The following is a 24,974-nucleotide window of genomic DNA, read 5'->3' on the forward strand; positions in this document are numbered from 1 at the left end:
CCCGGCCGAATTAGATGGGTGGCGGGTCGAAGTCGCAGTTGAGCCGCTCACCGGCGAGCGCCGCGAGCGTATCGGGATGGTCACGTCCCACGATCAGGTCGAAGCGCCTCATCGTCTCCTCGTGCAGCCGCGCGGCTTCGTCCTCCGCGCCCGTCGCCCGCAGGTCCAGGCTCAGATTGGCGGCGCAGACGAGGCTGAGGTAGTGGTCGGGGGTGAAGTGCGTCTGGATCCGCTGGTAGTTCTCCTCGCCGAGCCGCCGGGCCTGGTCGAACTCGCCGAGCGCGGCCAGGTCGTTCTGCAGGTTGATGCCGCAGGTCACCGTGTAGTCGTGATCGCGGCCGAGCCGCTCGGTGAGACCGTCCAGGGCGTTCTGATCGAACTCCCGCGCCTTGGCGGCGTCGCCGCCGAGACGCGCCAGCAGCGCCAGATTAATCCTGCTCGCCTGGGTGAACGGGTGGTCCTCCCCGAACACCTGGGGGTAGTACTCCAGCGCGCGATCCACCATCGCCTGGGCCTCATCGAGCTCACCGAAGGCGCGCAGGGCGTTGGACAGGCCGAGGGCGGCGGCCATCGTGTCGGCGTGCACGTCTCCGTACAGTCGCCGCAGCCGCGTGTAGGTGTCCCGCATCAGCTCCAGGGCTTCGCCCAGCCGACCGGTCCGGCGCTGACTGATGGCGAGGTCCTTGGCCGCGAGCAGGGTGGCGGGGTGGTCTTCGCCCAGCTGCGCCACGCCGTACCGGTAGGCCTCCTCGGCCATGTCGGTCCCCACGTGGAACTGGCCGTTCAGCCGCACCGCCCGGCTCAGGTTGCTCCAGGTCTGCAGCAGGAGGCGCCTGCCGCTGCCCTCCGCGCCGCTCATGTAGAGGTAGGCGGACTGGAGGATCTTCTGCGCCTCGCCGTATTCGCTGGTCAGGGCGTAGTCGAGGGCCAGGTTGTTACGGGCGCGCAGCGTCCGGATGTCGTTGTCGCCGTACAGTCGCTCGTACGCCTCGCGGACCTCCGCGTCGACGTCGCGCGCCCGCAGGAAGTCGCCGCGGCCACGGAGCGAGGTGGCGTAGCCGTTCATCGCCCACAGCGTTTCCGGTTGCTCGTGGCCCAGGGCTTCCCGCATCAGCTCCAAGGCCCTCGTGTCGATCTCGTACGCCTCGGGATAGAGGGTCAGCGCCAGCTTGATGTTGCCCAGGTGGATCTGGGCCACCAGCACGTCCTGGTGCCGCGCGCCGCTTTGCTCTGTCCACTTCTCGATGTATTCGCCGAGCAGTGCCTGCGCCTGTTTGTAGCTACCGCGTACGTAGAGATAACGTACGAGGTCGATCGCGAACTTACGGACGTTCGGCTCGACGCAGTTGATCAGCCCCGACGGCTCCAGGTGGGCGGCCAGCTCCTCGAAACTGGGCCATTTGGTCTCGTCGTCCGGGTCGCTCGGCGCGCTGCCGGCCAAGAGCAGGTGCACCTCGTGGCGGAGCTCGCCGCGGTCCTTCTCCGGCGTCTCGTCGCGGAGCAGGGCCTGGTTGAGCCGGTGGACCTGGAGGGTGCGGGCGGCGGGCTCGACCTTGACCAGCGCGTAACGTTCCAAATTACTCAGCGCGTTGGTCAGCAGGATGGCGTCGGACAGGATGGGCGCCAGCCGCGGACCGACCAGCCGGTTGCCGCGGCGGAACACGTCGCGCGGGATGGGCTCGGGGCCGAAGAAGGCGCAGCAGCGCAGGAGCTCGACCGCCTCGGGGACCCGGTCTTCGAGCTGTGAGACCGACAGCTGCCACGCGGCGGTCATGGACTGCGGGTAGGTCGGCGCCTTCTCCAGGCTGAGCAGCCGGCCCGTCTGCTCCTCCAGCAGCGAGACGTACTCGTCCACCGGCATCAGGGTGCGGGCCAGCAGGGCGGCGGCCTGCTCCAGCGCCAGCGGGAGGTCGCCGAGCTTCTCGGCCAGCAGGGCGGCCCCGGCCTCGCTCACCGCCCCGCCGAGGCGCTTGCGGAGGAACTCCACGCTCTCCTCGCGCCTGAAGACGTCCACCTGAATGGTGGGCTCATGGTCGCTCCAGCGCGAGTTGCGCGAGGTGATGAGGACGTGGCCGGGTCCCCTGGGGATGAAGTCCTTGATGTAGTCGGGCTCTTCGGCGTTGTCGAAGATCACCAGCCAGCTCCGGTACGGGACGCCGCTCTGCAGCGTACGCAGCACCGCCTGGGTGGCCTGCTCCGCACCGGTCGCGGGCGGGAGTCCGAGCACCTGGCCCATCGCGGCCAGCGACGATGGGACCAGCACCGGCTGGTCCGCGGAGATCCACCAGACCAGGTCGTAATGGGCGCGGTACTGCCAGGCGTACTCGATGGCCAGCTGCGTCTTGCCGACGCCGCCGAGCCCCTGGAGGGCCTGGGGCTGCGCCACGACGGCGGTGACCGTGTTGATGCTCTTCCTGAGCACGCTCAGCAGGTCCGCGCGGCCGGTGAAGTTCGGATTACGCTTGGGGACCCTTTCCCAGATCTTCGGCCCCTGCGGCACCATGGAGTGTGAATTTTCCGTCACGTCAACCTCCGCCCCAGACGCCGGTAATCATATGTCTCATCCTAGAGCTTGATTAGTCCAACCCTTTATAACAGAATGGAAATAAGGAAGAAGTCGGACCAGCCTCGGCCGGGCTGACACACTCACGCTCATAAGCGCCTGTACATCATTTGACATTCGGATGGCCCGAAATGGACGGGGAGTGCACATGCGTGATGGGCAGTACAGATCCCGCCTCCTGATCGACGACACCACCGCTTCCCTGCAGCACGTGCCGGAAATGGAGAGCGCCGCCCTGCGAGCAGCGGTGGCATCCTGCCAGAGCGACAAGAAGGAGCCGGGAGCGGGTTTCTCCAACTCAATTTAAGACATACTCCGCATTTCTCAGCAGCAAGGCGGAAATCGGGCGTGCAAGGTGCGCCCGAAGAGTGCCTCATCCAGCCGGATGGGCGCGCGCCCGCGCGCGCATGCGAAGAATTCGCCCACCTTGACCGTCACGGAGGAAATGTGCGGTGAAACGCGGCTGCGGATAGGAACGACATGGGCACTTCCGGTATGGACGCAGCGCCGGGACCATACAGGGGGTTACGCGTCTTTCGCGGTGAAGATCGGCATGGATTCTTCGGACGCGACGCGGAGTCTCGCGTTATTTGCCAGCTTTGGCAGAGCAAACGGCTGACTGTCCTGTACGGCGCCTCGGGGAGCGGGAAGACCTCCCTCATCCAGGCAGGTGTGATCCCGCTCCTCAGCCCGAACCGGACCGACGTCCTCCCTCTCGGCCGAGTGTCCTACGGGTCGTGCTTTCCGCAGGCCGCGCTTCCCGCCCACGATCCGTACGTCCTCGCCCTGCTGATGTCGTGGTCCCCCATGGCCACGCCCACCCGGCTGGCGAGCATGACGATCCCCGCGTTCCTGCGGGCCCGGCCGGTCAAACGCGACACCTACGGCGATCCGACCCTCACCATGGTGGCCATCGACCAGGTCGAAGAGCTTTTCGCCACCGGCCGCCGGCGCCACCCCTACCGGGACTGGTTCTTCGGGCAGCTCGGGGAGGCGCTCCACGCGGATCCCGGCCTCCGGCTGCTGCTGTCGATCCGCGCGGACCGGTTGCGGGACCTGCTGCCGTACGAGCGGGAGCTGGCCGGCTCCGACCGGGAACGCTTCCCGCTGGAGGCACTGGACCAGGCGGGCGCGCTGGAGGCGGTGACCAGGCCGATCGAGGGCACCGGGCACGTGTTCGCCCCTGGGGTGGCCGAGCAGATCGTCCGAGACCTCATCCAGATCAGGGGGCGCTCGAACCCCGCGCAGCAGGCAGAGGGCGTGGACCCGGTCCATCTCCAGGTGGTGTGCGAGGCGCTGTGGAACGCGCTGCCCGCCGAGGCCACGAAGATCACCGCCACCGAGGCCAGCCTGTACGCCGACAAGACGCTCTCCGAGCACTACCACCGGGTGATCGGGGAGATCGCGGCCGAGCGGCTCAACGGTGACGAGCACCGGCTGCGGACGTGGTTACGGCTGGCGTTCGCCGACCGGTCGGGGAGCCGGCAGCCCGTCCGTCAGAGCGCGATCCGGCTGGCCGGGATCAGCAGGGCCACCGTCGCCCTGCTGGTGACCCGGCATCTCCTCCGGGCCGACCAGTACAGGGGCGAGAGCTCGTACGAGCTGGCGTACGACCGCCTCCTACAGGCTCCCGCGCAGGAGGACTACCAGCCCCGCGCCTACCCGGACCGGCTGCCGACCGAGGACCATCTCCGCGCGGCCGAGAGCGCCCTGCGCGAGGGCGATCTCGTGCTGGCGGAGCAGCACGGCAAGGAGGGCCTGGCCCGTTCCGAGCAGGACGACCATCGGGTGCGAGCGCAGATCGAGTCGCTCCTGGGCAACATCGCGCTGAAGCGGGGCGAGCTGAGTGACGCCGTCTCCCGCTACAGCGCGGCCGCCAAGAGCTTCGAGACGGCCGGCGAGGTGGCCGCCGTCGGCCCCATGCTCACGGCCATCGGACGGCTACGGCTCACGCAGGGATCCCCCAACGAGGCCGTACGCCACCTGCGGGCCGCGATGGTGCGCGTGCCCGCCGATCTCACGATCCAGACCGAGCTGGCGTGGGCGCTGTGGCACGGCGGGCATCCGGACGCGGCGGTGGGCGTGCTCAACGACGTACTCGACCGTGAGGGCAACAACGCCGACGCCCTGCTCGGCCGGGGCCAGATGCTGGCCGGCATGGGCCGGGCCCGCGCCGCGCTGCGTGACCTGGACCGGGCCCGGCCGCTGCGGTGGCCGTTCGCCAAGATCGCGCACGCGCTGGCACTCGCCCAGACCGACAGCCTGGAGGAGGCCCAGCAGGAGATGATGGAGGCGCTGGCGGAGGCCGTGGACGATGGGCCGCTGCTGCTTTATGCGGCTCGGGTGGAGGAACTGGCGGGCAAGACCACCTCAGCGGTGGACCTGGCCAAGGCGGCGATCTCCGCGCAGCGGCCCGCGCTGCCCGAGCACATGAAGCAGGACGCTCACCGGCTGGTCGGCGCGCGGTGACGTCAGGCCATGTGGGGCTCGCCGACGAAGTCAGGTAGCGGCGGAGTCAGCCATTTGCGCAACCGGGGCACGATCACAACCGACAGTGCCAGGAGCACCATCGCGCCGAGCAGCAGCATCGAGCCGCCCGTCACCCCGTGCCAGGTGACCAGGAAGGCGCCGAGCGGCGCGGCGAGGGAGAGCGCGCCGTAGGCCGACAGCCGGGAGACGCCGACCACGCGGGCCAGTGTTCCCGGGTCGATTCTGGCGACCTCGACGGCCCTGATCGCCACATTGGTCATCGACCCGCCGATTCCGGTGGTGAAGAAGGCCATGGCGAAGAAGAGCGGCTGCGACCGGAGCACCGACCCCAGCACCGCGAGGAGCATGGCCAGCAGCCAGATCCCCGTGTGGATCAGCAGGGTGAAGCGCAGCGGCCGCTGGAAGAAGGTCATGGTGGCGCCCAGCGCTCCGCCCACTCCGCCGGCCGCCAGTACGAGCCCGATCGTCAGCGACGGCACCCCGTCGGACCCCGCGACGAAAATCATGATGAGCGTGTTGACCATCAGGTTGGTGATGGTGACCAGCATGATCGCGCCCCGCAGAAAGTCCTGCTTCATGAGCACGTGGAACCCCACGGACAGATCGCTCAGCTGCAACGAATGGGTGGGCCGCCGCCCAGAGCCAGGGCTCCCCTTCCAGAACAAAACCAATGAAACGGCGAATAGTACGGCGTTAAGCACAAAAGGGATAAACGCTCCCACTCCAAACAGATATCCACCGAGCGGCCGACCGGCGAGTGAGGCCAGATGGCTGGCCCCCTCGCTCTTGGCCAGCGCGCGCCGCATCATGACCGGCTGGACCAGCGACGGGAGCAACGCCGTCTCCGCCAGGTTGCACATGACCCAGAACGTGCCCTCAAGCAACGCCGCCGCGATGAGATGGAAAAGCGAGGGGCCACCGAAGAGCATCGCGAACGCCACACTCGCCACGGTCACCCAGCGGCCGAACTCCGCCCAGAGCATGATCGAGCGATTGGACATCCTGTCGACCAGAAGCCCACCGGGGATGTAGAAGACGAGGATGGGGATGGTCAAAGCGAACCCCGCCCAACCGGCGGCGGCGGGCGATTTGGTCTGCGCGAGAGCGAGGAGCGGGTAGGCGACACCGAGTGTCCGCGTACCTACCGTGGAAATGGTCGAACCAGCCCATACAAGGGCAAATCTGGTCGTCTTCGGTGGGCCCGAGTTGTCGCCCGACAAGCTTTCTGTCCTAGTCAACTCCCCCGCCCTGGCCGGTGGTTCCTGGAGCCCGACCTTAGGGTCACAAGTGGGGATGGCCACGGCGAACAGCCTGCCTCTTATGCATGGATGGAAAGCGCTGTACCAACTCTTGGGGCTTTTAGACCCGTCGGAGTATAGCCCGGCTCCGGTAGGCCCATCAGGGCTTGCGACTACGTGGCAGCGGCACGATTCCCTGTAGGGAATCGTAAAGTCGCAGGCCGCGCTGGACACTGCTACCCATGAGCAACGAACTCGATGTGAAGCAGTGGGCTGACCGTTATATCGCCCAGTGGAACGAGCCCGATCCAGCGACGCGGAGCGCCCTCATCCGCGAACTATGGGCGCCCGACGGGATCCAGGTACTGGTCGACCCGCCCCAGGAGATCCGCGACGCCGCCACGGCGCTCGCCTTTCCCGTGCCGCCCCTGGAGGTCCGGGGTCACGACGCCTTGGACGCCAGGGTGAGCCGTGCCTACGAGATGTTCGTCGAGCCGGGCGAGCACGTCTTCGAGGCCGCCGAGGAGCCGTACTCCCTCATGCCCAACGTGCTCGCCATCCGGTGGTCGATGGTGTCGACCCGGACAGGCGAGGCCGTCGGCGGCGGCCTGGACATCCTGGCTCTGGACGGCGATGGCCGGCTGCGTACCGACCACCAGTTCATCGGAGCGAGCTGATGCGCTTCACCCGGATCGCCCGCACGGAGGACGGCGGATCGGCGTTCGAGGACGGCGAGATCGCGCTCGCCCACCGGCAGGTCGCCGAAGGGGTGCCGGCCATGGCGGTCGGCGGGCTGCCGTCGAAGGGCGGCGTGCAGTTCGTCCGCAGCGCCGCGTTCGACAGCGCCGCCCATCCGGCGCCGCGCGAGCAGTGGGTGATGATGCTGCGCGGCACGATCGAGGTGACGGTCACGGACGGCACCCGACGCCGCTTCGGCGCGGGCGACCTGGTGCTCGCCGCCGACACGACGGGGCTGGGACACATCACCACCGGCGTCGGCGAACCACCGTTCGAGGCCCTGTTCATTCCGCTCTGACCGCCGGTCGGACGTGCGCCTCACCGGCTCGCGTCCGGCCGGTGTGAGGCTCACTGGCCGGGGGCCTCCGGGCAGGTCTCCCGGTACGCGACGTCACCCAGGTACCGGCTCCACTCCGCCTCGGTGAGCCGGCGGCCCGCGCGCCCGCACACCAGCGCGGCGACCCGCTCGGTCCCCACGGGAATCTCCAGGATGTCACCGGCGGCCGAGAAGTACAGCGTGCCGCCGTCTGCGCTGAAGGTCAGCGAGTCGACACCCTGGATCGTCCGGGCGTCAAAGGCGCCCCCGAGCCGCCGCCTGTTGGCGGGGTCCCAGAGCTGAACGAGGCCACCACTGGCCGTCGCGAGCACGTCTCCTCTCGGAGAGAACGCCAGGGCGTCCACGGGGCCCGCTGCCTTCGGCAGCATGGGCCGCAGCGCCGTCGGCCCGGATGGGTCCCAGAGCGCGACACGTCCTGTCTCGTCGTAGGCGATGGCCATGAGGCCACGGCTGCTCAAGGCCACGCCCGCCCCGCCGTCGTAGGACGTGTCGTAGGCCTCCCCGACCGGTTTGCCGGTCGCGACGTCCATGAACCTGCCGGAGCCGGTGGCCAGTCTCTTGCCGTCGGGCAGGTACGGGCCGCCGACGCTGGTGGTGAAGCTGTCGTGCAGGACCCGGCCGGTGGCGGCGTCGAGCACGGTCAGCCAGTACTCCAGCGTCTGCCCGTACGGGCCGAGGACGAGCGCGATCGTCCTGCCGTCTGGGCTGAAGGCGGCCTGTAACACTGGGAAGCCGTCGTCGGGATGCTGGGACCGGATCGACCAGATCCGTTTGCGGGTAGCGACATCGACCAGCTCGACCCGGCCGGAATTCGACGCGATGAAGAGTCGTCTGGCCGGCTGGTCGAACGCTGACAAAGCCGACAAGCCCTCTTCGACGGGGAAGCGGGCGACGTCCTTGCGTTCGTGCACGTTCCAGAGCCGGACGTACTCGCTGTCATCGGCGCGGACCGCGGCCCACTGGCTGCCGGGGCTGAGGACAGCGTTGCCCCCCGCCTTGATCGAGGTGGCGCGCGGGGACAGGTCCACGCTGATCACCGAGTCGTCCATCAGGTAGCGCAGCGTGGATCCGTCGAAACCGACGCCGGACAGGTCGCCCTCGGCCTGGTACGTGAGCAGCTCGATGTCGTGGTCGGCGACCTCCCATACCCGGAGCTTCCGGCCCTTGAACGCGGCGAGGTAGCGGCCGTCGGGACTGAAGCGCAGCCGCGGGAAGAAGCCGCCGCAAATGTCACAGGTCCAGTCGCGCTTGTCCCGGCGGCGCCCGGTGGCGGCGTCCAGAAGCACCACGTCGCTGCCCGCACAGGCCAGAGTGGCACCGTCGGACGAGAACGCGGCGACCGAATGCGCCCCGCGGCAGCCGGGGTAGCGGTGCTCGGGGGCCCAGCCGGGCAGGGCGCGCTCGGCGAAGCTGTCGCCGGTGAGCAGCAGGTGCCTGCCTGTCGGGTCGATCACCGGACCCCACCAGTGCAAGGCGGCCTTCTTACCGAACCTGTGCAAGGCGGCCTTCTTACCGAACTTCCTGCCGGTACGCAGGTCCACCAGGTGGTCGAGATCGTTGTCGAAACTGACGGCGAGGGTGGCCTCGTCCTCGCCGATGTCGATCTGGATCGTCATGTCGCCCGACGGGAAGCTCTCCTTGAACAGCCGCTTGCCGTCGGCGAGGCTCCAGACACCGAGCTCATCGTGGGTGTACACCGCCAGCAGCCGTCCGGTCCTGCTCAGCACCGGATCGGAGAGCTCCTGACCTTTCAGCCCCAGCCCTTTCCAACCACCCGTCCGCTTGTGCGTGCGGACGTCGTACACATTCACACCGCCGCCCTCGCTGACGCTGACCAACGTGCGGCCATCGCCGCTGAGCGTCCGCGTGGCCAGCCCCTTGACCTGCGGATCGTGGAAGACGGCAGTCTCCTGCTGCTGGGCCGAGGCCATCAGCGCGGAGTGGGCCTCGACCTGCGGGGAGACGCGCCAGGCCGCCACGCTGAGCAGCATCGCCAGGACCGGGTCGGTGGTACGCAGCCGGTCCGCCTCGGCCGCCACCTGCTTGGCCGTGACCACGTCACGCTGGTCGGACGCCTGCTGGCGCTGCCACAGCGCCAGGCCGCTCGCCACGAGCGAGACCACCAGCAGCCCGGCCAACCCGGTGGTGGTCAGGGTCCTGCGCCTGGCGCGCTTCTTTGTCAGCGCGGTGCCCGCCTGGAGGAAGTCGCGCTCGCGGGGAGTGAGCGTCACGTGGCGGCGCCCGGTGGCCGCCCAGCTCAGCGCCTGCTCCAGGCGGCTGCCCTGGAGCAGGTCGGCGTCGCGCCTGCCGTTGCCGGTCCAGTGCCGCGCCGCGCTGGTGATCTGGCTCAGTACGGCGAGACCCTCACGGTCCGCGTCCACCCACATGCGCAGCCTGGGCCAGGCCCGCAACAATCCGGGACGCGACAGCGCGACCGACTCGTCATCGGCGGCGACGACGTACGAGAAGGTCCGCAGAATGCGCCGGATGGCGGCGGCCTCGTGCTCGGGACGCCCGCCGAACAGCTCGTCCTGGGAGATCGTCCGGCCGCTCTCCCGACCGTCCTCGTCCACGGCGACCAACCGCAGGAACACCTCGGCGGCCAGCTCACGCTCCTCCGGCCCGAGCGCGCCATAGGCGTCCTCCGCGATGGCGCCCAACGCCGGATCGGCCCCACCCTCCCCCCGCACCCCCTGGGCGGCCCGGCTCCCTTCCGCCAGCAGCTCTGAGGTGTCGGCACCGTTGCCGCTGACCAGCGCGAGCAACAGCTCGTGGGAGGTCGGCCTGGCAGCGGGGTCCTTGCTCATCGCGGCCGAGACCAACGCGGCCACCCGAGGCGGCAACGCGCTCAGATCGGGCTGGTACGACAGCACCCGGTGCATCACGCCGCCGAGGTTGTCGGCGTCGAACGGTTCCTGCCCGGTGGCGGCGTACACCATGATCGCCCCCCAGGCGAACACGTCCGCCCGAGCCCCCGCCCGCTGCCCGGTGAACACCTCGGGCGCCATGTAGCTGGGCGTGCCCGACACCTCTCCGGTCTTGGTGAGCGACATGTCCAGCGTCCGCGCGATGCCAAAGTCGATCACCCGCGGCCCATCGGGACCGAGCAGCACATTGTCGGGTTTCAGATCGCGATGGATGACCCCCGCCTCGTGGATCGCCGTCAACGCCGTCGCGACCGCCGTGGCCAGCCGGTGCAGGTCGTCACCGGTGAACCTGCGCCCCTCGCGCACGGCCTGCCGCAGACTCGGCCCCGCCACGTACTCGGAGACGATGTACGGCCTGGGCCCCTCCAGCTCCGCGGTCAGCACCCTGGCCGTACAGAACGAGGCCACCCGACCCGCGGCGGTGGCCTCCTTGGCGAACCGATCCCGGCTGCCGTCGTGGCCGGCCGCGTGCAACATCTTGAGCGCCACCCGCCGCCCATCCGCGTCGTACGCCTCGTAGACGACTCCCTGACCCCCGGAGCCGAGCCGCCCGGCCAGCCAGTAGCCCCCGATGTGCTGCGGATCTCCCCCGCTGAGCGATTCCACGGCGGATTAGACGCAAATGGTCACCCGCGAGTTGTGCTGCTTCACCCCTCTATGCACGTACCACCTGGCTTCGTAAAAGCGTTTCAGGTCAGGGCTGGATGTTCTCCAGGTCCTCCAGAAGGCGCGGGTGCTTCGGCTCCCAGCCGAGCGCCCGCCGCGTGTAGGTGCTTGAGGAGGGCTGGTCGCTCGCGAAGATCGGGCCGAGCGGGCCGTAGGTCTCCGATGGCACCGACTCGACCGGCAGGCCCAGCCGTCGGCCGATGACCGCGGCGATGTCACGCACCTTGTCTCCCTCATCGTCCACGGCGTGCCATGAGCTACCGGCCGACGCCGACTCCAGGGCGAGCCGGAAGAGGACTGCCGCGTCGAGCGCGTGCACGGCCGGCCAACGCTGTGCGCCGTCGCCCGGGTAGCCGGACAATCCGGTCCGGCGGGCGATGTCGGTCAGCAAACCGGCGAACCCGCCCGCGCCCTGGTTGTGAACCGTGCGCGGCAGGCGTACGGCCGTGCTCCGGACCCCGCGCGAGGCCAGGCCCAGGACCGCCGTGACCGCGCGACCGCGACCGCCGACCGGCCCATCGGTCGGCAGCGGGTCGGCCTCGGTGGAGAGGCGGCCCGGCACATAGGGCGTACCCGAGACGGTGACGAAGGGGCGGTCGCTGCCGACGAGTTCCTCACCGAGGGTCGCGAGGGCGGCACTTTCCTCGACGACCGACTTCGCGAGGGCGTCGGGGCTGCTGAAGTCGTTACCGAATGCCAGGTGGATCACCCCATCGGTCTGAGCGACGCCGGCGCGAAGGATGTCCAGATCGGCGAGACCTCCCCGGAGCGGCTCGGCGCCGGCCGCCTCGGCGACCAGCGCGGACGCGTCGGAGCGGGCGAGGGCGAGGACGGTGTGGCCGTTGCCGAGCAGTTCGGTGACGACGGCGGAACCGATCAGACCAGTGCCACCGGTGACAAAGACGCGCATGGAACTCTCCCGCAAGTGATGGGACTCTTGTCCCATCACATTAGCAGGGTGACGGGACAAGAGTCCCATCACGCTAGGATGGACCCATGGGTCGCTGGGAACCAGGGGCGCGCGAACGCCTCGTCGTGGCTGCCGTCGACCTGTTCGCCGAGCAGGGGTACGACGCCACGACGGTCGCGCAGATCGCCGAGCGCGCCGGGGTCACCAAAAGCACCTTCTTCCGGCACTTCCCCGATAAGCGCGAGCTGCTGGTGGCCGGACAGGAGACGCTGAGCCGGCTGCTGGCCGAGGGGATCGCCGAGGCGCCCGGTGACGCCAGCCCGCTCGAGGCGGTCGCGGCCGGTCTCGAGCGCGCGTCGAGCGCGATGGGCCCCATGAATCGCGAGCTCGCCCCTCGCCTGAAGGCGGCCGTCGCCGCCAGCGCCGAACTTCAAGAGCGTGACGCCCTCAAAAGCGTCAGCCTCGCGACCGCGATGACCACCGCTCTGGTCGCCCGCGGCGTACCCGATCCGGCCGCGGCTCTCGCGGGCGAGCTCGGCGTCCTCGCCTTCAAACGGGGGTACGCCCAATGGTCGGAGGGCGACCGCGACGCCAAGGACGAGCTCGCCGGGTACACGCTGGCGGCCCTGGACGAGCTGCGGGCGGCGAGCGCATCACTGGGCTGATCGGCAGGCGTGCTGCGTAGATAATCTGCATGCATTGGCCTAGAATCGATCCTGAGCATGGATTAGAGGGTGTTCAGTGCTGCTTAGATTCAGAGGCGCCAACCATAGATCGTTCCGTGACGAGTTCGAGGTCTGGCTGGCGGCGAGCAAGTTCAACCAGGGGGCAAGCCGCCCGGCCGGTCTCGCCGAAGACCCCGACTTGGCCTATCTACCGGCGACCGCGATCTACGGCTCGAACGCGTCCGGCAAGTCGAACGTCCTGCATGCCATCCGCTGGATGCGGCAGGCGGTCCTCAACTCCGTCCACGGCTGGTCCACCCTTGACGGCATCCCGCGCGAGCCGTACGAACTCGACCCGGCCGCCCGTACGGACGCTTCCCTCTTCGAGGTCGACATCGTCCTCGGCGGCGACCGGTACATCTATGGCTTCGAGGTCTCCGACCAACGAGTCGAGACCGAATGGCTGCACACATACCCCGGCGGACAGGCCCGTCGGCAGGTCTGGTTCGAACGCGACGCCGACACCGACGAGCCCTTCACCTTTCCCGGCGAAGGGCTGAAGGGGCCGAAGGAAAGCCTTGTCTCCCAGACTCGGCCCGACGCGCTGTTCCTGACCGTCGCCGCAGCCTTCAACCAGCCCTATCTCAAGCCGGTCCACGACTGGTTCCGGCACAACCTCTGGTGGATCAGCCCAGGCCGCGACTTCGAAGATCGGCAGAGCTTCACGCGCAAGATGCTCGACGACCCACGGCAGCGGGATCGCATCATCGCGCTTCTCAAGGTCGCGGACCTGGGGGTCGTGGGAACCGAGATCGACAGCCTGACCGGCGAGCTCCGACTCGTGCACCAAGGGCCCCACAGCCCTGTCGCACTGAGCTACGAACGCCAGGAATCGATGGGCACCCGATCCTGGTTCGCCTTCCTGGGCCCCCTCCTCACCACCCTGGACCACGGGGCGGCCCTCCTTGTCGACGAACTCGACACCAGCCTGCATCCTCTCTTCGCCGCCGAAGTCCTCCGGCTCTTCCAGGATCCCGCGGCCAACCCCAACAACGCGCAATTGGTGTGCACGGTCCACGACGCGACCCTGCTGGGCCGCACGCACCTCTTCCAGCCGCTGGAGCGGGACCAGGTGCGCATCACCGTCAAGAACCGGGATGGCGCCTCCGAGATCTATCCGCTGACCGACGCCCGCCCCCGCAAGTCCGAAGCCCTCGACCGCAACTACCTGGCCGGTACGTACGGCGGCGTACCGAGGCTGACCGTCGGCGAGATCGCAGAGACGCTCGCCGGCCCACTCGCGGAGCCGACAACGGAGGTGCCGACCTGATGGCCAAACGCGGGGCACCCGGTGGAACCACGCTTCCGCGTCCTGGCCTGGGCAGCCGCAGAAAGAACAACGTCCTTTTCCTAGTCTGCGAGGGCCAGACCGAGCGGAGCTACTTCCACCATCTCAACCACCGTTATGGAGCGGAGCACAACTTCCAGATCCAGCTCACCCCGCGCAAGGTCACCGAGGGGCAACAGTTCAACGGCTACAAGCCTGTCCCAGCGGTACGAGAGGCGATCCGGCTCAAGAAGTCCACGAAGGGGATCAAGAACACGGTGTTCTGGGCGATCTTCGACCGTGATGAGAACGAGGACATCTACGAGGCGTTTCGCCTGGCCCGCCAGAACGGGATCAATATCGCTTTCTCCCACCCACACTTCGAGCTCTGGCTCTGGCTCCACTTCGCGTCGGGCACACCCGGCCGGCTCAGCGGAGACCGTACGACGATCCCTGCGAAGCTTCGGGGGACCAGGGAATTCGCAGACTTCGAGAAGCTGGTCGAGCCGCACCACTTCGAGGAGCTGATCAAGGAAGGCCGCCAGGCAACGGCGGTCAAACTGGCCCAGCATCTCGTGGCCGACTGCCCGAGCGGGCGCTGCGCTCCCGCGCCAGAGCCCGGTGCACCTGGCCACGCTCCCAACTGCGACATCCTCCTACGCGATCCCTCTACCGACGTCTACCGCATCCTTGAGGTCCTCGGGATCGTCTCCTAACGATCTTTGCTCTTGGTACGACGGGTCCAATTTCCCGATTGCGAACGGCCTGACCGGGCCATCCAGGCTCCGCCCCGCGTCGAAGAGGTCGAAGAGAGGGAAACCGCCTGAAGGGAACTCGCATGCGTACTGCCATCAAATTCGTGATCATGCTCGCAGTAGCGCTGGTCACCGTCGCAGCCGTACAGGCCGCGGCCTCCGCCGCCACGGCCATCGAGTACGGGCTCATGCTCTAGGCGGATCGAGACCGGCCAAGTGCGTGCGACCCTGTTGGGCCGCACGCACCTCTTCCAGCCATTGGGCAAACCGAGCGGAGCTGCTTCCAACCGTCATGAAACGGAGCACAACTTCCAGATCCAGCCCGGGACCGGTAACGTAGCGATCTTCGGCTGGCTCAAGCTACCGGAGTCCCCCGAGGCGGACGCCCATGACCAATCCCGACGCCACCACCCCCGTACGGCTTCGCCTGAATGCCGCCCTGGACGGCCTGGCCACCACCTTTCGCGGGATGACCGCCGACCCCGACGAGATCAACTGCACGTGCCACTGGGGCAGCGCCCAAGATCTCGCCCGTCTGAAGACGCCGGACGTGGCGCTGGACCCCGATCTGCTACGGCGTAGCTATGAGGCGACCGACTGGGACGACCACGCGGCGGTGCTGCGCCGCATCCTGCCCTCGCTCGCCTCCGCTCTGGTCGATGGCCATGGCCCGCTGGGACGACCCACACTGGTCCGACCACACCTACTGAGCCTCCGCGCAGCTGCCACCACGCGCCTCGGGCGAGATCTTGAACGAGCGTAGGTGGGCGTAAGCGGCGTCCAACGCGATCCGCAGTGGTGCCACGTCCTTCTGGGTCTTGGCGAGCAGCAGTCCGCCCTGAATGCCGGCGAACACCACGATGGCGAGCTCCTTCGGTTTCGCGTCCGGAGCGAGCCGACCGGTGGCCCGCATGCGTTCCAGGCCTTCGCTCAGGTATTGCTCCCATCTGGTGAAGCAGGTCGCCAGGTCGGCTCGTGCGGCTTCGTCGCGGCCGGCGAGCTCGTTGGCCATGGTGCCGATGGGGCAGCCGGGCAGGCCGAACGCTTCATTCGTGTCGACGAACGTGTCGAGCCAGCGGCGAATCCCAGCCCAACTGTCCAGCTCGGTCAGCAGGGACATCTGCTCGTCCAGCACGGCTTCGAAGCGGGCGGCTATCACGGCGCGGACCAGGTCATCCTTGTCGTCGAAGAAGTGGTAGAGCTGGCTCTTGCTCGCCCCGGCCCGGGCGAGGATCCGGTCGACGCCCGTGCCGCTGACGCCGTGGTCGCTCATCAGAGCGGAGGCCGCTTCGACGATTCGGGCTCGGCTGCGCCGCCCGCGGTCGGTGGTCGGTTGGTGAGCCATGATCTGGAGCTTAGTCCGTACTGGACGGATCAGTCCACCGAAGCTACATTGGACCAATCCGTCCAGTTCCCCACAGAAGCCAAGGAGCACTGACGTGTCCACATCCGCTTCTCGTCCCGCCGCGCTGATCACCGGCGGCACTACCGGAATAGGCCTGGCCACGGCCCGGGTACTGCATGCCGAAGGGTTCGCCGTACTCGTCACCGGACAGAACCCCGACACCTTCGCCGCGGCCAGACGCACGTTGCCCGACGACGTCACGGTCCTCCGCGCCGACGCCCGTGTCCCCGCCGATGCTCAGGCTGTCGCCACCGAGGTCAAGGAGCGGTTCGGGGGCCTGGACGTGGTGTTCCTCAATGCCGGAGTCGGCCGGTTCGCGCCGTTGGAGGCCGTGGACGAGGCTTTCTACGACGAGCACTTCGACATCAACGTCAAGGGACAGCTGTTCACGCTCCAGCGCGTCCTGCCCATGCTGGCCGAAGGCAGCTCAGTGATCTTCAACAGCGCCCTGGGGGCGGAGCTGGGCCAGGCCGACTGGTCGGTCTACAGCGCCACCAAGGGCGCGGTGATGTCCCTGGTTCGTACGCTGGCCGTCGAGCTCGCCCCACGCGGGATCCGCGTCAACTCCGTGAGTCCGGGACCTGTCGACACGCCGGCCTTGACCAAACTCGGCCTGCCGTCGCACGTGCGCGACGGCTTCCGGACCGCCCTCTCCTCCCGGATCCCGCTGGGCCGGATGGGATCCGACGAGGAGGTGGCCCGCACGGTCGCCTTCCTCGCCTCCCCCGCGGCCGCCTTCATCACAGGGGTGAACCTCGCCGTCGACGGCGGCCTGGCCGTAAGCGCCTGACCCTCCCCAGGAAACCACTGACAGGCCAAGGAGAAACGACATGACCCAGGTCGCACTCATCACCGGAGGCACTACCGGAATCGGTCTGGCCACAGCCCGGATCCTGCACGCCGAAGGGTTCGCCGTACTCGTCACTGGACAGAACCCCGACACCCTCGCCGCAGCCAGGCGTACGTTGCCCGACGACATCACGGTCTTTCGCGCCGACGCGGGCGTCCTGACCGATGCCGATGCCCTCGCCACCGAGGTACGCGAGCGATTCGGGCGGCTGGACCTGGTGTTCCTCAACGCGGCGGTGGCGCGGTTCGCCCCGCTGGAGGCCGTCGACGAGGCGTTCTACGACGAGCACTTCAGGATCAACGTCAAGGGACAGCTGTTCACACTCCAGCGCGTCCTGCCCATGCTCGCCGAGGGCAGCTCAGTGATCTTCAGCAGCTCGCGGCTCGCCACACGCGCATTTTCCAACTGGTCGGTGTACGCCGCCACCAAGGGGGCGCTGCTCTCGATGGCACGGGCGCTCGCCATCGAGCTCGCACCCCGCGGCATCCGGGTCAACACCGTGAGCCCCGGCCCCATCGACACGCCCGCCCTGAACAAGCAGGGCCTCCCCGCCACCGCGCTCGCCGACTTCCGGGCGGATATGGCGTCCCGTGTACCTCTGGGCCGCATCGGATCCGACGACGACATCGCCCGTACGGTCGCCTTCCTCGCCTCATCGGGCGCCGGCTACATCACGGGAGCGGAGATCGTCGTCGACGGCGGCATGTTCGCGAGCCTCGCGGCCGCACAGAGCGCCAATGACCGCTGAACCAGCAGCAGCGCCCGCCCCGGCCAGGCCGATCTCGCGGTATTTCCCGAAAAGCATTTCGCAAGTCGCACTGATCGTACGTAGTACCGCCACCCCCATGACCTGCTGTCCTCGCCGCACTCCATGTAACGTTCACAAGATCTTGCCGAAAACCTTTTCGCACGTCATCGTATCCACAGGCCTGCCCTCGCTCCCAGGACTCGGAGGACGCGCATCGATGAAACGATTAGCCGCCGCCCTTACCTCGCTGACCACCGCCCTGGTCTTTGTGATCACGATGGTCGGCGCCTCACCGGCCAACGCCGCCACGACATTCACCTCGACAGCCGTCAACCAGAACGGCGCCAACTGCCTGACCCTCCCCAACAGCTCCACCACCAACGGCGTCCAGCTCACGCAGGCATCCTGTAACGGTGGCGGCAGCCAGAACTTCACCTTCACCCCGGTGAGCGGCACCACCGACCAGTACACCGTCGGCACCTCGACCAGCGGCAGATGCGTGGACGTCTACGGCGCGTCCACCGCCGACAACGCCACGGTCATCCAGTGGAACTGCTCCAACGCCAACAACCAAAAGTTCCGCCTGGTCCCGGTGACGGTCAGCGGCACCGACAAGACCTTCAGGCTCCAGGCCGTGCACTCCAGCAAGTGCGTCGTCCCCGCGGGCGGCTCGTCGGCCGCCAACACCGGGCTCGTACAACTGTCCTGCGACGCGGTGTCCTCACGGACATGGCGGCTGCCGAACTACACCAGCGGTGGCGGCAACCCCACCACACCCCCGGAGAAGACCATCCGGGTGTACTGGCTGAAGCCATCCGATGTGGCCTACGACCAGCGGTGGCCGGACGGCATCGCCAATGTCCTGCGGGAGGCGCAGCGCTACTACAAGCAGGAGCTGGGCAAGACCTTCACCCTCAACAACCCCGTGGTGGAGGTCGTCAACGGCGACCACGTGAAGAACTGGTACGAGACCACCCCCAACGGGAGCGACCCGTACTGGTGGACCGTCTTCAACATGCAGCAAGAACTCCTCAGGAAGCTGAACCTGAGGGCACCCGACCCGCGCTGGATCAACGTGGGTGAGATCAGCGCGGAAGGCAACGGCGCGGGCGGCGGCGGCGGAGGTGGCTGGGTGATCCTGAACCAGCACGACGCCGATGGCGCCGCGGGCGTCAATGGCCCGATGAACCGCTGGTACGGCGGAATGGTTCACGAACTCGGTCATGCCTTCGGCCTGCCCGACTCGTCGTCCACCGACGGGACACCGATGTCCGCGTCGTTCTACGACTACCCGAACACGCATTTCAACCAGAGCCAGAAGAACCAGATCTTGTCCGGTCCGTACGGCAGCTTCCTGAGCTGACCTCGGCCAGACGTACGACCGGCCCGTCCCCGCTCGACCGGGAACGGGCCGGCCCAACGATCACGGGCAGACCTCCCGGTACGGCACGCCGGGCAGATATCGCTGCCAGTCGGCCCGCGTCAGCCCCCGCCCGGCGCGGGCGCAGATCGTGGCGGCCGTCGCCTCGGGCCCGACGGACATGTCGCGCAGCACACCCGTCTCATCAAGGGTGTGCAGGACCGCGCCACCTGATCCGAACGCGGCCAACAAGGAGTCCACGTCTGCCGTCATTGACGGCCCGAGCTTGCGCGGCGTGGCGACGTCCCACAGCTGGACCGCTCCCCCGCCGATGGACGCCGCCACGTCCCCCTTCGGCGAGAAGACGATCTGGGTGATCCCGGCGCCGTCGTTGGGGTTCGCCCGGAATGTCGGACCGCGCTTGTCGCCCGTGGCCACGTCCCAGAACGCGAGCCTGCCCGACTCGTCGCCGGTGGCGAGGACTGTTCCGTCAGGGCTGAAGGCCATCGTCCGTGCTCCGCCGTTCAGACCTCCCGAACCGAACCCGGAACCCACCGGCCGGCCGGTGGAGAGGTCGATCATGTGGTTCCCCAAGCTGGTCACCGGCACCATCATCGGGCTACCCGGCCGGAACACGACCTCCCACAGGTTCCCGGTCTCGACGGACCGCATCCACGTGTGCCGCGGCACGTTCCAGATGAACACGCGACTGTGCCCCGTACCCTCAAGGTCGTCGTTGCCGTCGCTGGCGCCGACCGCGACGAGCGTCCCGTCCCCGTTCACCGCCACGGTGGACGCCGTCCAGTGGCCCGGCAGCCGGGCCGCGGACACGCGTGACGGCTGCGAGGTGTCCCACATCTCCAGCCGCTGTCCCAGTCCGCCGATGGACGCCAGCAGCCGCCCGTCAGCACTGAAGGCGAGGGCCAGGTCGCCGTCTGCGATGGTGACCTTCAGCGGGGAGCCCAGCGGGCGGCGCCGTGCCACATCCCAAAGCACCAGCTGCCGCGACTCGGCCTTCTGCTGCGTGGCCAGGAACCGGCCGTCGGGGCTGAACACGGCGATCGCGGGGGCGTGGCCGGGCAGCCGCACGGGCTGGAGCAGATCGGAGATGTCGAGGCTGACCACGCTCTCGTCGGCGAGGTAGCGCAGGGTCGTACCGTCGAAGGCCACGTTCTGCGGCGCGGCCCGGTAGTCGAGCAGGGTGTTCCCGTCGGAGACGCGGACGAGCTCGAAGCGGTCGTTGCCGCCGGTCACGAGGTAGCGGCCGTCGGGGCTGAACCAGATCCTCCCGCCGTCGATGGACGCCCGGTAAGGGAGCGTACGCCCGGTGCGCAGGTCCACGAACGAGATGTCCGAGCCGGTGCCGCACGCGACCATATGACCGTCGGGGCTGATGGCCGCCACCAGCCCGTCTTTGACGCAGGTCTCACCGTCGTGCCACCTCGCCACCGGCTTACCGCCCGGCAGCTTCAATAACTGGAAACGCCCTTCGAGGTCGACGTTCACGACCAGGTCGTTGGCGGGAGTGACGGCCGGCTGCACCATGCCGGCCCTGGTGGAGACGGTCGCGCCGGTCCGTATGTCCCACAGGTCGCCGCCTTGGGACCCCACGACGTTCACGTACCGGTCTCCGGTGAGGAACTGAAGGCCGCCGAAGAATCCCGGCACATCGATCTTGCGCCTGGCTCCCGTCTGCCTGCCGGTGCTCGTGTCCCAGATGGTGACGGCATGGCCCGCGGCCACGGCCAGCAGCCGTCCGCTGGGGCTGAGGTCGGCTCCGAGGAATCGGTCCGCGCCTATCTTCAGGTCGTTCCAGCCGCCGACCCTCTTCCCCGTACGCACGTCGTACATCCGCACGCCCTGCGGAGACACGCGGACGAACGTACGCCCGTCCGCGGTCATCTGCCGTACGGTCTCGGCGCCCGTGTCAGGGTCGGTGAACGCCGCGCGCTCACGCTGTGCCCAGGCGTTCTCCAGCGTCGCCCGCGTCGCGGGGACGGGGGCCAGCCGCCAGGCGGCGACGCTGAGCAGCATCGCCCGAACCGGGTCGGTCGCGCGCATGGTGTCGGCCTGCGCCGCGACCTTGCTCGCGACGGCCTCGTCCCGCTGTGCCGCGACGATCCTGCTCTGCTCCGAGACCAGGCGGCTCTGCCGCAGGGCGAGGCCGCCGCCCGCCAGAGCGAGGACGAGCAGGATGGCCAGGGCGACCGTGAGGAGGCGGCGGCGCCGGACCCGGTGGCGGGTGGCGGCGTTGCAGGCGTCGAGGAAGTCGCGTTCGAGCTTGCTCAGGGTGAGGTGGCGGCGGCCGGTGGCGGCCCAGCGCAGTGCCGTCTCCAGGCGGCTGCCCTGGAAGACGTCGCCGTCACGACGTCCATGGGCGTTCCAGTGGCGCGCGCCGGTGTGGATCATGTCGTGTGTGGGCAGTCCGTCGCGCTCGTCGCCGACCCAGGTGCGCAGCCGCGGCCAGGCCCGTACCAGCGCCGGCCGGGCCAGGGTGATGTCATCGCCCCGCGTGGTCACCAGGTACGCGAAGACCTCAAGGATCCGCTCCAGCGCGGCCCGCTCCCGCGGCGTCCTGGCCTCCGATAACTCCTCCCGCGACGCCGCCCGTACGGTCACCTCGCCGGTGTCGGTGACGTTCACCAGGCGCAGGAACAGATCGGGGACGAGATCACGTTCGGCGGGTTCGAGGAATTCGTAGGCGTCGTCGGCCAGGGTGCCGAGAGTGGGGTCGGCCGGGGCTCCACGGTCGAGCAACCCGGCCTCGACGCTGCCGACGGTGAGCAGGTCGGCCCGACTGCCCTGACCGCCACTGACCAGGCCGCCACTGACTAGGCCGCCGCTGACCAGGCCGAGCAGCAGCTCGCTCGCGGCCGGCCTGGCGAGGGGGTCTTTGGCGAGGGCCGCCGAGACCAGGGGCCGCACCGACCGCGGCAGCACCGTCAGATCCGGCTCGGCCGACAGGACGCGGTGCATGACCGCGCCCAGACTCTCCGCCCGGAAAGGATCGTCACCGGTCGCCGCGTAGACCATGATGGCGCCCCAGGCGAACACGTCGGCGGGAGTGTCGGCGCGCTGCCCGGTGAACACCTCCGGAGCCATGTACGTCGGGGTGCCGGTGACCTGGCCGGTCGCGGTGAGCGACATCTCCGGGGTCCGCGCCACGCCGAAGTCGATGACGCGCGGCCCGTCGGGCCCCAGCAGCACGTTGTCGGGTTTGAGATCGCGGTGAATGACCCCGGCGTCGTGGATGGCGGTCAGCGCCGTGGCCACCGCGGTCGCCAGGCGGTGCAGCTCGTCGCCGCTGAAACGCCGCCCGCCGTCGACCGCCTGGCGCAGGCTGGGCCCCTCGACGTACTCGCTGACCAGGTACGGCTTAGGCGCGTCCAGATCAACCGCCAGCACCCGAGCGGTACAGAACGAGGCCACCCGCTGAGCGGCGGCGGCCTCCTTGCCGAACCGGGCCCGCAGACCCCGGTCACCGGCGGCGTTCCCGTGCAGCACCTTGATCGCCACCCGGGCGCCCTGGGAGTCGTACGCCTCGTACACCACCCCCTGCCCGCCGGCCCCGAGCCGCCCGGCCAGCCAGAAATCCCCCAGCCGAAGAGGGTCACCAGGAAGCAGGGCCGACGCCGACACCATCTCACCACCCCGTCATCACTGATCGACTACGTCGTTTAGATGCCGTCCCCCTTCCTGGAGTTGCCATCCTCGCGAGGTCGGCCCGATGACTTTCCCCGCCCTGATTTTGCTGATGAGTAGCAGCAGCGTTTTGTCGGTGAGTTTGGACAGCGCTCGGGGCTGATCGGGTCTGGAATGTCGGCGAGAATTAGCAGCACTCAGAGACCCGGCTACTCACCTAACGTGTTTCTGTGATTACCGATAGGGGCGTGGGGATGGCTGGCGCCGGAAGGGGGCCAGCGCGTCAAGCTTGTTCTTCATCTCTCTGTGCCGGCCATCCGCGCGAACCTGCGGGTACAGATAACGGGTACAGATAAAAGGTGTGGTCTGGGTCGCTGGCTGCTTGGTACGGTCGCGGCCATGGCGATCGTGGAGGCTTTGCGATGGATGGTTCGACGTGCGGGCATGGGCGATGTGGCCGGGCTCGTGCAGCTTGCGCGACGGACAGCGTCCGTTGCTGATGAACCGGATGTGACCAACCGACTCAACGGGTGAGAGCGCATCCATGTCCACCGTTCCCGCGGCCCGCATGAGCGGACGAGCCTGGGTCCTGCTGCTCGTCCTGTGCGGCACCATCTTCCTCGAGGGCAGCGACGTCGCCATGCTGGCCGTTGCCATCCCCACCATCCGCGCCGACCTCGGCCTGACCACCGGCACCGCGGCGTGGGTGATGAGCGGCTACGTGCTCGGCTACGCCGGTTTCACCCTGCTCGGCGGCCGCGCCGCCGATCTGCTGGGCAGGCGACGGATGTTCCTCACCTGGCTGGGCGTCTTCCTGGTCTTCTCCATGCTGGGCGGCTTCGCGACCGACGGGTGGATGCTGGTCGTGGCCCGGTTCGTCACCGGCGTGGCGGCGGCCTTCATGACCCCCGCCGCCATGTCGATCATCACGACCTCGTATCCGGAGGGGCCGCAGCGCAACAAGGCCCTGCTGGTCTTCGCCGGCGTCGGCGCCGGCGGCTTCTCACTGGGCCTCGTCATCGGCGGGCTGCTGACCGAACTCGGCTGGCGCTGGGTGTTCTTCGCCCCGGTGGTCTTGGCCGGCGCCATCCTGCTCGCGGCGCTCAGGCTGCTGCCCGCCGAGGCCCGCCCTCAGCCCACGCATCGCGGCTACGACCTGGCCGGCGCGGCCAGCGCCGCCGCCGCGATGCTGCTGCTTGCCTTCGGCATCGTCCGACTCGAGCACCGCGGCGAAGGGCTCGGGCTGACCCTCGGCGCGTTCGCCGCAGGGCTGGCGCTGGTGGGGGCGTTCATCGTGATCGAACGGCGCGCCAAAGCGCCGCTCGTTCGGCTGGGGATCTTCCGCAAGGCCGCCATGGTCCGGGCCAACCTCGCCGCGCTGCTCTTTCTGGGCGCGTTCTTCGGCTTCCAGTTCATCGTCACGCTCTACCTGCAGGAGCTGCGCGGCTGGTCCTCCCTGCAGACCGCGATTGCGCTGATCGTCATGGGCTGCGACGCCGTGCTGGCTCCCATCCTCACCCCCCGCCTGGTGAACCGCTACGGCCACACCCGGGTGATCTTCGGTGGCTTCCTGCTGGCGATCGTGGCCTACGGGCTCTTCCTGACGGTCGAGATGGACTGGTCATACGCGGCGATGTTCCCGACCCTGATCATCGCGGGCACCGCCTTCGCCCTCGCCTACGGTCCGCTCACCATCGCGGCAACCAACAGCGTGGCGGAGGAGGAGCAGGGCCTGGCCGGCGGCCTGCTGTACACCTTCACCCAGTTCGGCTCGGCGGTCGGGATCTCCGCGGTGACCGCGGTGTACGGAATCGCCGCGGTCGGCGCCGATGGCTCACCGGGCGCGGTGCTGGACGCCTACCGCACCGCGCTCGTCGTCCCGGTGGTCATGGTGCTGCTGGGGGCGGCGGTCTCCGCCTTCGGCCTGCGCAACGCCAGGCCCGCCGGCCAGCGGAAGGGCGCGGCGCCCGCGGCGCACGACGAGGTCAGCGACGGCGTTCCGGGGTGACTGGTTGTCTTGTGCTCTTCCTCGAAGCTGCGATGATCGCCGCGGCTCGTCCCGCGTCAAGATCGTTCGTCCTCGCACGAGATGGTTTCGGCGGAACCAACCGATCTGGCCCTCCACTCCGCCCTTCTCGTGCGCGCCGACCAGTCCCGGCCGGCAGTAGCAGGCGTCGATACCGGCCCAGCTGCGGAAGGCCACCCACCGCTCCGACTCCACCCGGCGGCGGGAGAAGCCCAGCACCCGGGCCACCGCGGGCTTGAGGTTGTCGTAGCGCACCTTGCCTGTGGGCACGCCTCTAATATGCGGGTCTCGATGTCAAGCCACCAACCACGCTGAGGGTGAGGCCCA

General features: G+C 68.7%; 19 protein-coding genes and 1 pseudogene. 13 read left to right on the forward strand and 7 right to left on the reverse strand.

Annotated features, from left to right (window positions below; all coding sequences use genetic code 11):
• Positions 1-10 precede the first annotated feature (10 nt).
• The gene (gene fxsT, locus AB0B64_RS32240) at positions 11-2,524 is read right to left on the reverse strand and encodes an FxSxx-COOH system tetratricopeptide repeat protein (protein ID WP_357943276.1); all 2,514 of its coding nucleotides are present in this window, start codon (positions 2,522-2,524) and stop codon (positions 11-13) included.
• 187 nt (positions 2,525-2,711) lie between these two features.
• On the opposite strand from fxsT, the gene AB0B64_RS32245 reads away from it, so the two are divergent.
• A complete protein-coding gene (locus AB0B64_RS32245) occupies positions 2,712-2,870 on the forward strand; it encodes a hypothetical protein (protein WP_358181767.1) in 159 nt (52 codons plus the stop codon).
• Between the two features lie 188 nt (positions 2,871-3,058).
• A complete protein-coding gene (locus tag AB0B64_RS32250) occupies positions 3,059-5,032 on the forward strand; it encodes a hypothetical protein (protein ID WP_358182168.1) in 1,974 nt (657 codons plus the stop codon).
• 2 nt (positions 5,033-5,034) lie between these two features.
• Here the strand turns inward: AB0B64_RS32250 and AB0B64_RS32255 are convergent, their stop codons facing one another.
• The gene (locus AB0B64_RS32255; protein ID WP_358181770.1) at positions 5,035-6,525 is read right to left on the reverse strand and encodes an MFS transporter; all 1,491 of its coding nucleotides are present in this window, start codon (positions 6,523-6,525) and stop codon (positions 5,035-5,037) included.
• An 8-nt stretch (positions 6,526-6,533) separates the two neighbouring features.
• On the opposite strand from AB0B64_RS32255, the gene AB0B64_RS32260 reads away from it, so the two are divergent.
• Together AB0B64_RS32260 and AB0B64_RS32265 are read left to right on the forward strand one after the other, a co-directional pair.
• Positions 6,534-6,968: a hypothetical protein gene (locus AB0B64_RS32260; protein ID WP_357943270.1), complete on the forward strand. Its 435-nt coding sequence runs from the start codon at positions 6,534-6,536 to the stop codon at positions 6,966-6,968.
• Entirely contained in the window at positions 6,968-7,327 is a 360-nt protein-coding gene (locus AB0B64_RS32265; RefSeq protein ID WP_358181773.1) for a hypothetical protein, read from the forward strand. The genes AB0B64_RS32260 and AB0B64_RS32265 overlap by 1 nt, the downstream gene beginning before the upstream one ends.
• 50 nt (positions 7,328-7,377) lie before the next feature.
• On the opposite strand, the gene AB0B64_RS32270 is transcribed toward AB0B64_RS32265, so the two are convergent.
• Together AB0B64_RS32270 and AB0B64_RS32275 are read right to left on the reverse strand one after the other, a co-directional pair.
• Positions 7,378-10,899, reverse strand: a complete 3,522-nt coding sequence (locus AB0B64_RS32270) for a WD40 repeat domain-containing serine/threonine protein kinase (protein WP_358181776.1) — start codon at positions 10,897-10,899, stop codon at positions 7,378-7,380.
• Between the two features lie 88 nt (positions 10,900-10,987).
• Positions 10,988-11,869: an SDR family oxidoreductase gene (locus tag AB0B64_RS32275; RefSeq protein WP_357943264.1), complete on the reverse strand. Its 882-nt coding sequence runs from the start codon at positions 11,867-11,869 to the stop codon at positions 10,988-10,990.
• 86 nt (positions 11,870-11,955) lie between these two features.
• Between AB0B64_RS32275 and AB0B64_RS32280 the strand changes: the two genes are divergently transcribed.
• The 4 genes from AB0B64_RS32280 (at position 11,956) to AB0B64_RS32295 (ending at position 15,379) form a co-directional block, all read left to right on the forward strand.
• Complete coding sequence (locus AB0B64_RS32280) at positions 11,956-12,534, forward strand: helix-turn-helix domain-containing protein (RefSeq protein ID WP_357943262.1); 579 nt, start codon at positions 11,956-11,958, stop codon at positions 12,532-12,534.
• A 76-nt stretch (positions 12,535-12,610) separates the two neighbouring features.
• Positions 12,611-13,864, forward strand: a complete 1,254-nt coding sequence (locus tag AB0B64_RS32285) for an ATP-binding protein (protein WP_357943260.1) — start codon at positions 12,611-12,613, stop codon at positions 13,862-13,864.
• Entirely contained in the window at positions 13,864-14,577 is a 714-nt protein-coding gene (locus AB0B64_RS32290; protein ID WP_357943258.1) for an RloB family protein, read from the forward strand. Before AB0B64_RS32285 ends, AB0B64_RS32290 begins: the two co-directional genes overlap by 1 nt.
• 427 nt (positions 14,578-15,004) lie before the next feature.
• The gene (locus AB0B64_RS32295; protein ID WP_357943256.1) at positions 15,005-15,379 is read left to right on the forward strand and encodes a hypothetical protein; all 375 of its coding nucleotides are present in this window, start codon (positions 15,005-15,007) and stop codon (positions 15,377-15,379) included.
• Here AB0B64_RS32295 and AB0B64_RS32300 read toward each other — a convergent pair.
• Positions 15,320-15,961: a TetR family transcriptional regulator C-terminal domain-containing protein gene (locus tag AB0B64_RS32300; RefSeq protein WP_358181779.1), complete on the reverse strand. Its 642-nt coding sequence runs from the start codon at positions 15,959-15,961 to the stop codon at positions 15,320-15,322. The genes AB0B64_RS32295 and AB0B64_RS32300 overlap by 60 nt on opposite strands.
• A gap of 94 nt (positions 15,962-16,055) precedes the next feature.
• On the opposite strand from AB0B64_RS32300, the gene AB0B64_RS32305 reads away from it, so the two are divergent.
• The 3 genes from AB0B64_RS32305 (at position 16,056) to AB0B64_RS32315 (ending at position 18,982) form a co-directional block, all read left to right on the forward strand.
• Positions 16,056-16,811 carry an SDR family oxidoreductase gene (locus AB0B64_RS32305; protein WP_358181781.1) on the forward strand — a complete coding sequence of 252 codons (756 nt, stop codon included), beginning with the start codon at positions 16,056-16,058 and terminating at the stop codon, positions 16,809-16,811.
• Positions 16,812-16,851: 40 nt separating this feature from the next.
• Positions 16,852-17,619: an SDR family oxidoreductase gene (locus tag AB0B64_RS32310; protein WP_357943250.1), complete on the forward strand. Its 768-nt coding sequence runs from the start codon at positions 16,852-16,854 to the stop codon at positions 17,617-17,619.
• A gap of 217 nt (positions 17,620-17,836) precedes the next feature.
• Positions 17,837-18,982: an RICIN domain-containing protein gene (locus AB0B64_RS32315; protein WP_357943248.1), complete on the forward strand. Its 1,146-nt coding sequence runs from the start codon at positions 17,837-17,839 to the stop codon at positions 18,980-18,982.
• 60 nt (positions 18,983-19,042) lie between these two features.
• On the opposite strand, the gene AB0B64_RS32320 is transcribed toward AB0B64_RS32315, so the two are convergent.
• A complete protein-coding gene (locus AB0B64_RS32320) occupies positions 19,043-22,621 on the reverse strand; it encodes a protein kinase (protein WP_358181784.1) in 3,579 nt (1,192 codons plus the stop codon).
• Between the two features lie 399 nt (positions 22,622-23,020).
• Between AB0B64_RS32320 and AB0B64_RS32325 the strand changes: the two genes are divergently transcribed.
• Entirely contained in the window at positions 23,021-23,155 is a 135-nt protein-coding gene (locus tag AB0B64_RS32325) for a hypothetical protein (protein WP_357943244.1), read from the forward strand.
• Positions 23,156-23,189: 34 nt separating this feature from the next.
• On the forward strand, positions 23,190-24,629 hold the full coding sequence (locus AB0B64_RS32330) for an MFS transporter (protein WP_358181787.1): 1,440 nt from the start codon (positions 23,190-23,192) through the stop codon (positions 24,627-24,629).
• Positions 24,630-24,707: 78 nt separating this feature from the next.
• Here AB0B64_RS32330 and AB0B64_RS32335 read toward each other — a convergent pair.
• Positions 24,708-24,926: pseudogene (locus AB0B64_RS32335) on the reverse strand (IS21 family transposase); the annotation flags it as partial.
• Positions 24,927-24,974 lie beyond the last annotated feature (48 nt).

This window comes from Nonomuraea sp. NPDC049129 (genome assembly GCF_040648495.1).
Lineage (GTDB): Bacteria > Actinomycetota > Actinomycetes > Streptosporangiales > Streptosporangiaceae > Nonomuraea.

What these genes read in the sequence shown, in the direction of transcription:
- AB0B64_RS32245 (WP_358181767.1), top strand. Translation starts at nt 2,712, where the DNA reads ATGCGTGATGGGCAGTACAGATCCCGCCTCCTGATCGACGACACCACC.
- AB0B64_RS32250 (WP_358182168.1), top strand. Translation starts at nt 3,059, where the DNA reads ATGGACGCAGCGCCGGGACCATACAGGGGGTTACGCGTCTTTCGCGGT.
- AB0B64_RS32260 (WP_357943270.1), top strand. Translation starts at nt 6,534, where the DNA reads ATGAGCAACGAACTCGATGTGAAGCAGTGGGCTGACCGTTATATCGCC.
- AB0B64_RS32265 (WP_358181773.1), top strand. Translation starts at nt 6,968, where the DNA reads ATGCGCTTCACCCGGATCGCCCGCACGGAGGACGGCGGATCGGCGTTC.
- AB0B64_RS32275 (WP_357943264.1), bottom strand. Translation starts at nt 11,869, where the DNA reads ATGCGCGTCTTTGTCACCGGTGGCACTGGTCTGATCGGTTCCGCCGTC.
- AB0B64_RS32280 (WP_357943262.1), top strand. Translation starts at nt 11,956, where the DNA reads ATGGGTCGCTGGGAACCAGGGGCGCGCGAACGCCTCGTCGTGGCTGCC.
- AB0B64_RS32290 (WP_357943258.1), top strand. Translation starts at nt 13,864, where the DNA reads ATGGCCAAACGCGGGGCACCCGGTGGAACCACGCTTCCGCGTCCTGGC.
- AB0B64_RS32295 (WP_357943256.1), top strand. Translation starts at nt 15,005, where the DNA reads ATGACCAATCCCGACGCCACCACCCCCGTACGGCTTCGCCTGAATGCC.
- AB0B64_RS32300 (WP_358181779.1), bottom strand. Translation starts at nt 15,961, where the DNA reads ATGGCTCACCAACCGACCACCGACCGCGGGCGGCGCAGCCGAGCCCGA.
- AB0B64_RS32310 (WP_357943250.1), top strand. Translation starts at nt 16,852, where the DNA reads ATGACCCAGGTCGCACTCATCACCGGAGGCACTACCGGAATCGGTCTG.
- AB0B64_RS32315 (WP_357943248.1), top strand. Translation starts at nt 17,837, where the DNA reads ATGAAACGATTAGCCGCCGCCCTTACCTCGCTGACCACCGCCCTGGTC.
- AB0B64_RS32320 (WP_358181784.1), bottom strand. Translation starts at nt 22,621, where the DNA reads ATGGTGTCGGCGTCGGCCCTGCTTCCTGGTGACCCTCTTCGGCTGGGG.
- AB0B64_RS32325 (WP_357943244.1), top strand. Translation starts at nt 23,021, where the DNA reads ATGGCGATCGTGGAGGCTTTGCGATGGATGGTTCGACGTGCGGGCATG.
- AB0B64_RS32330 (WP_358181787.1), top strand. Translation starts at nt 23,190, where the DNA reads ATGAGCGGACGAGCCTGGGTCCTGCTGCTCGTCCTGTGCGGCACCATC.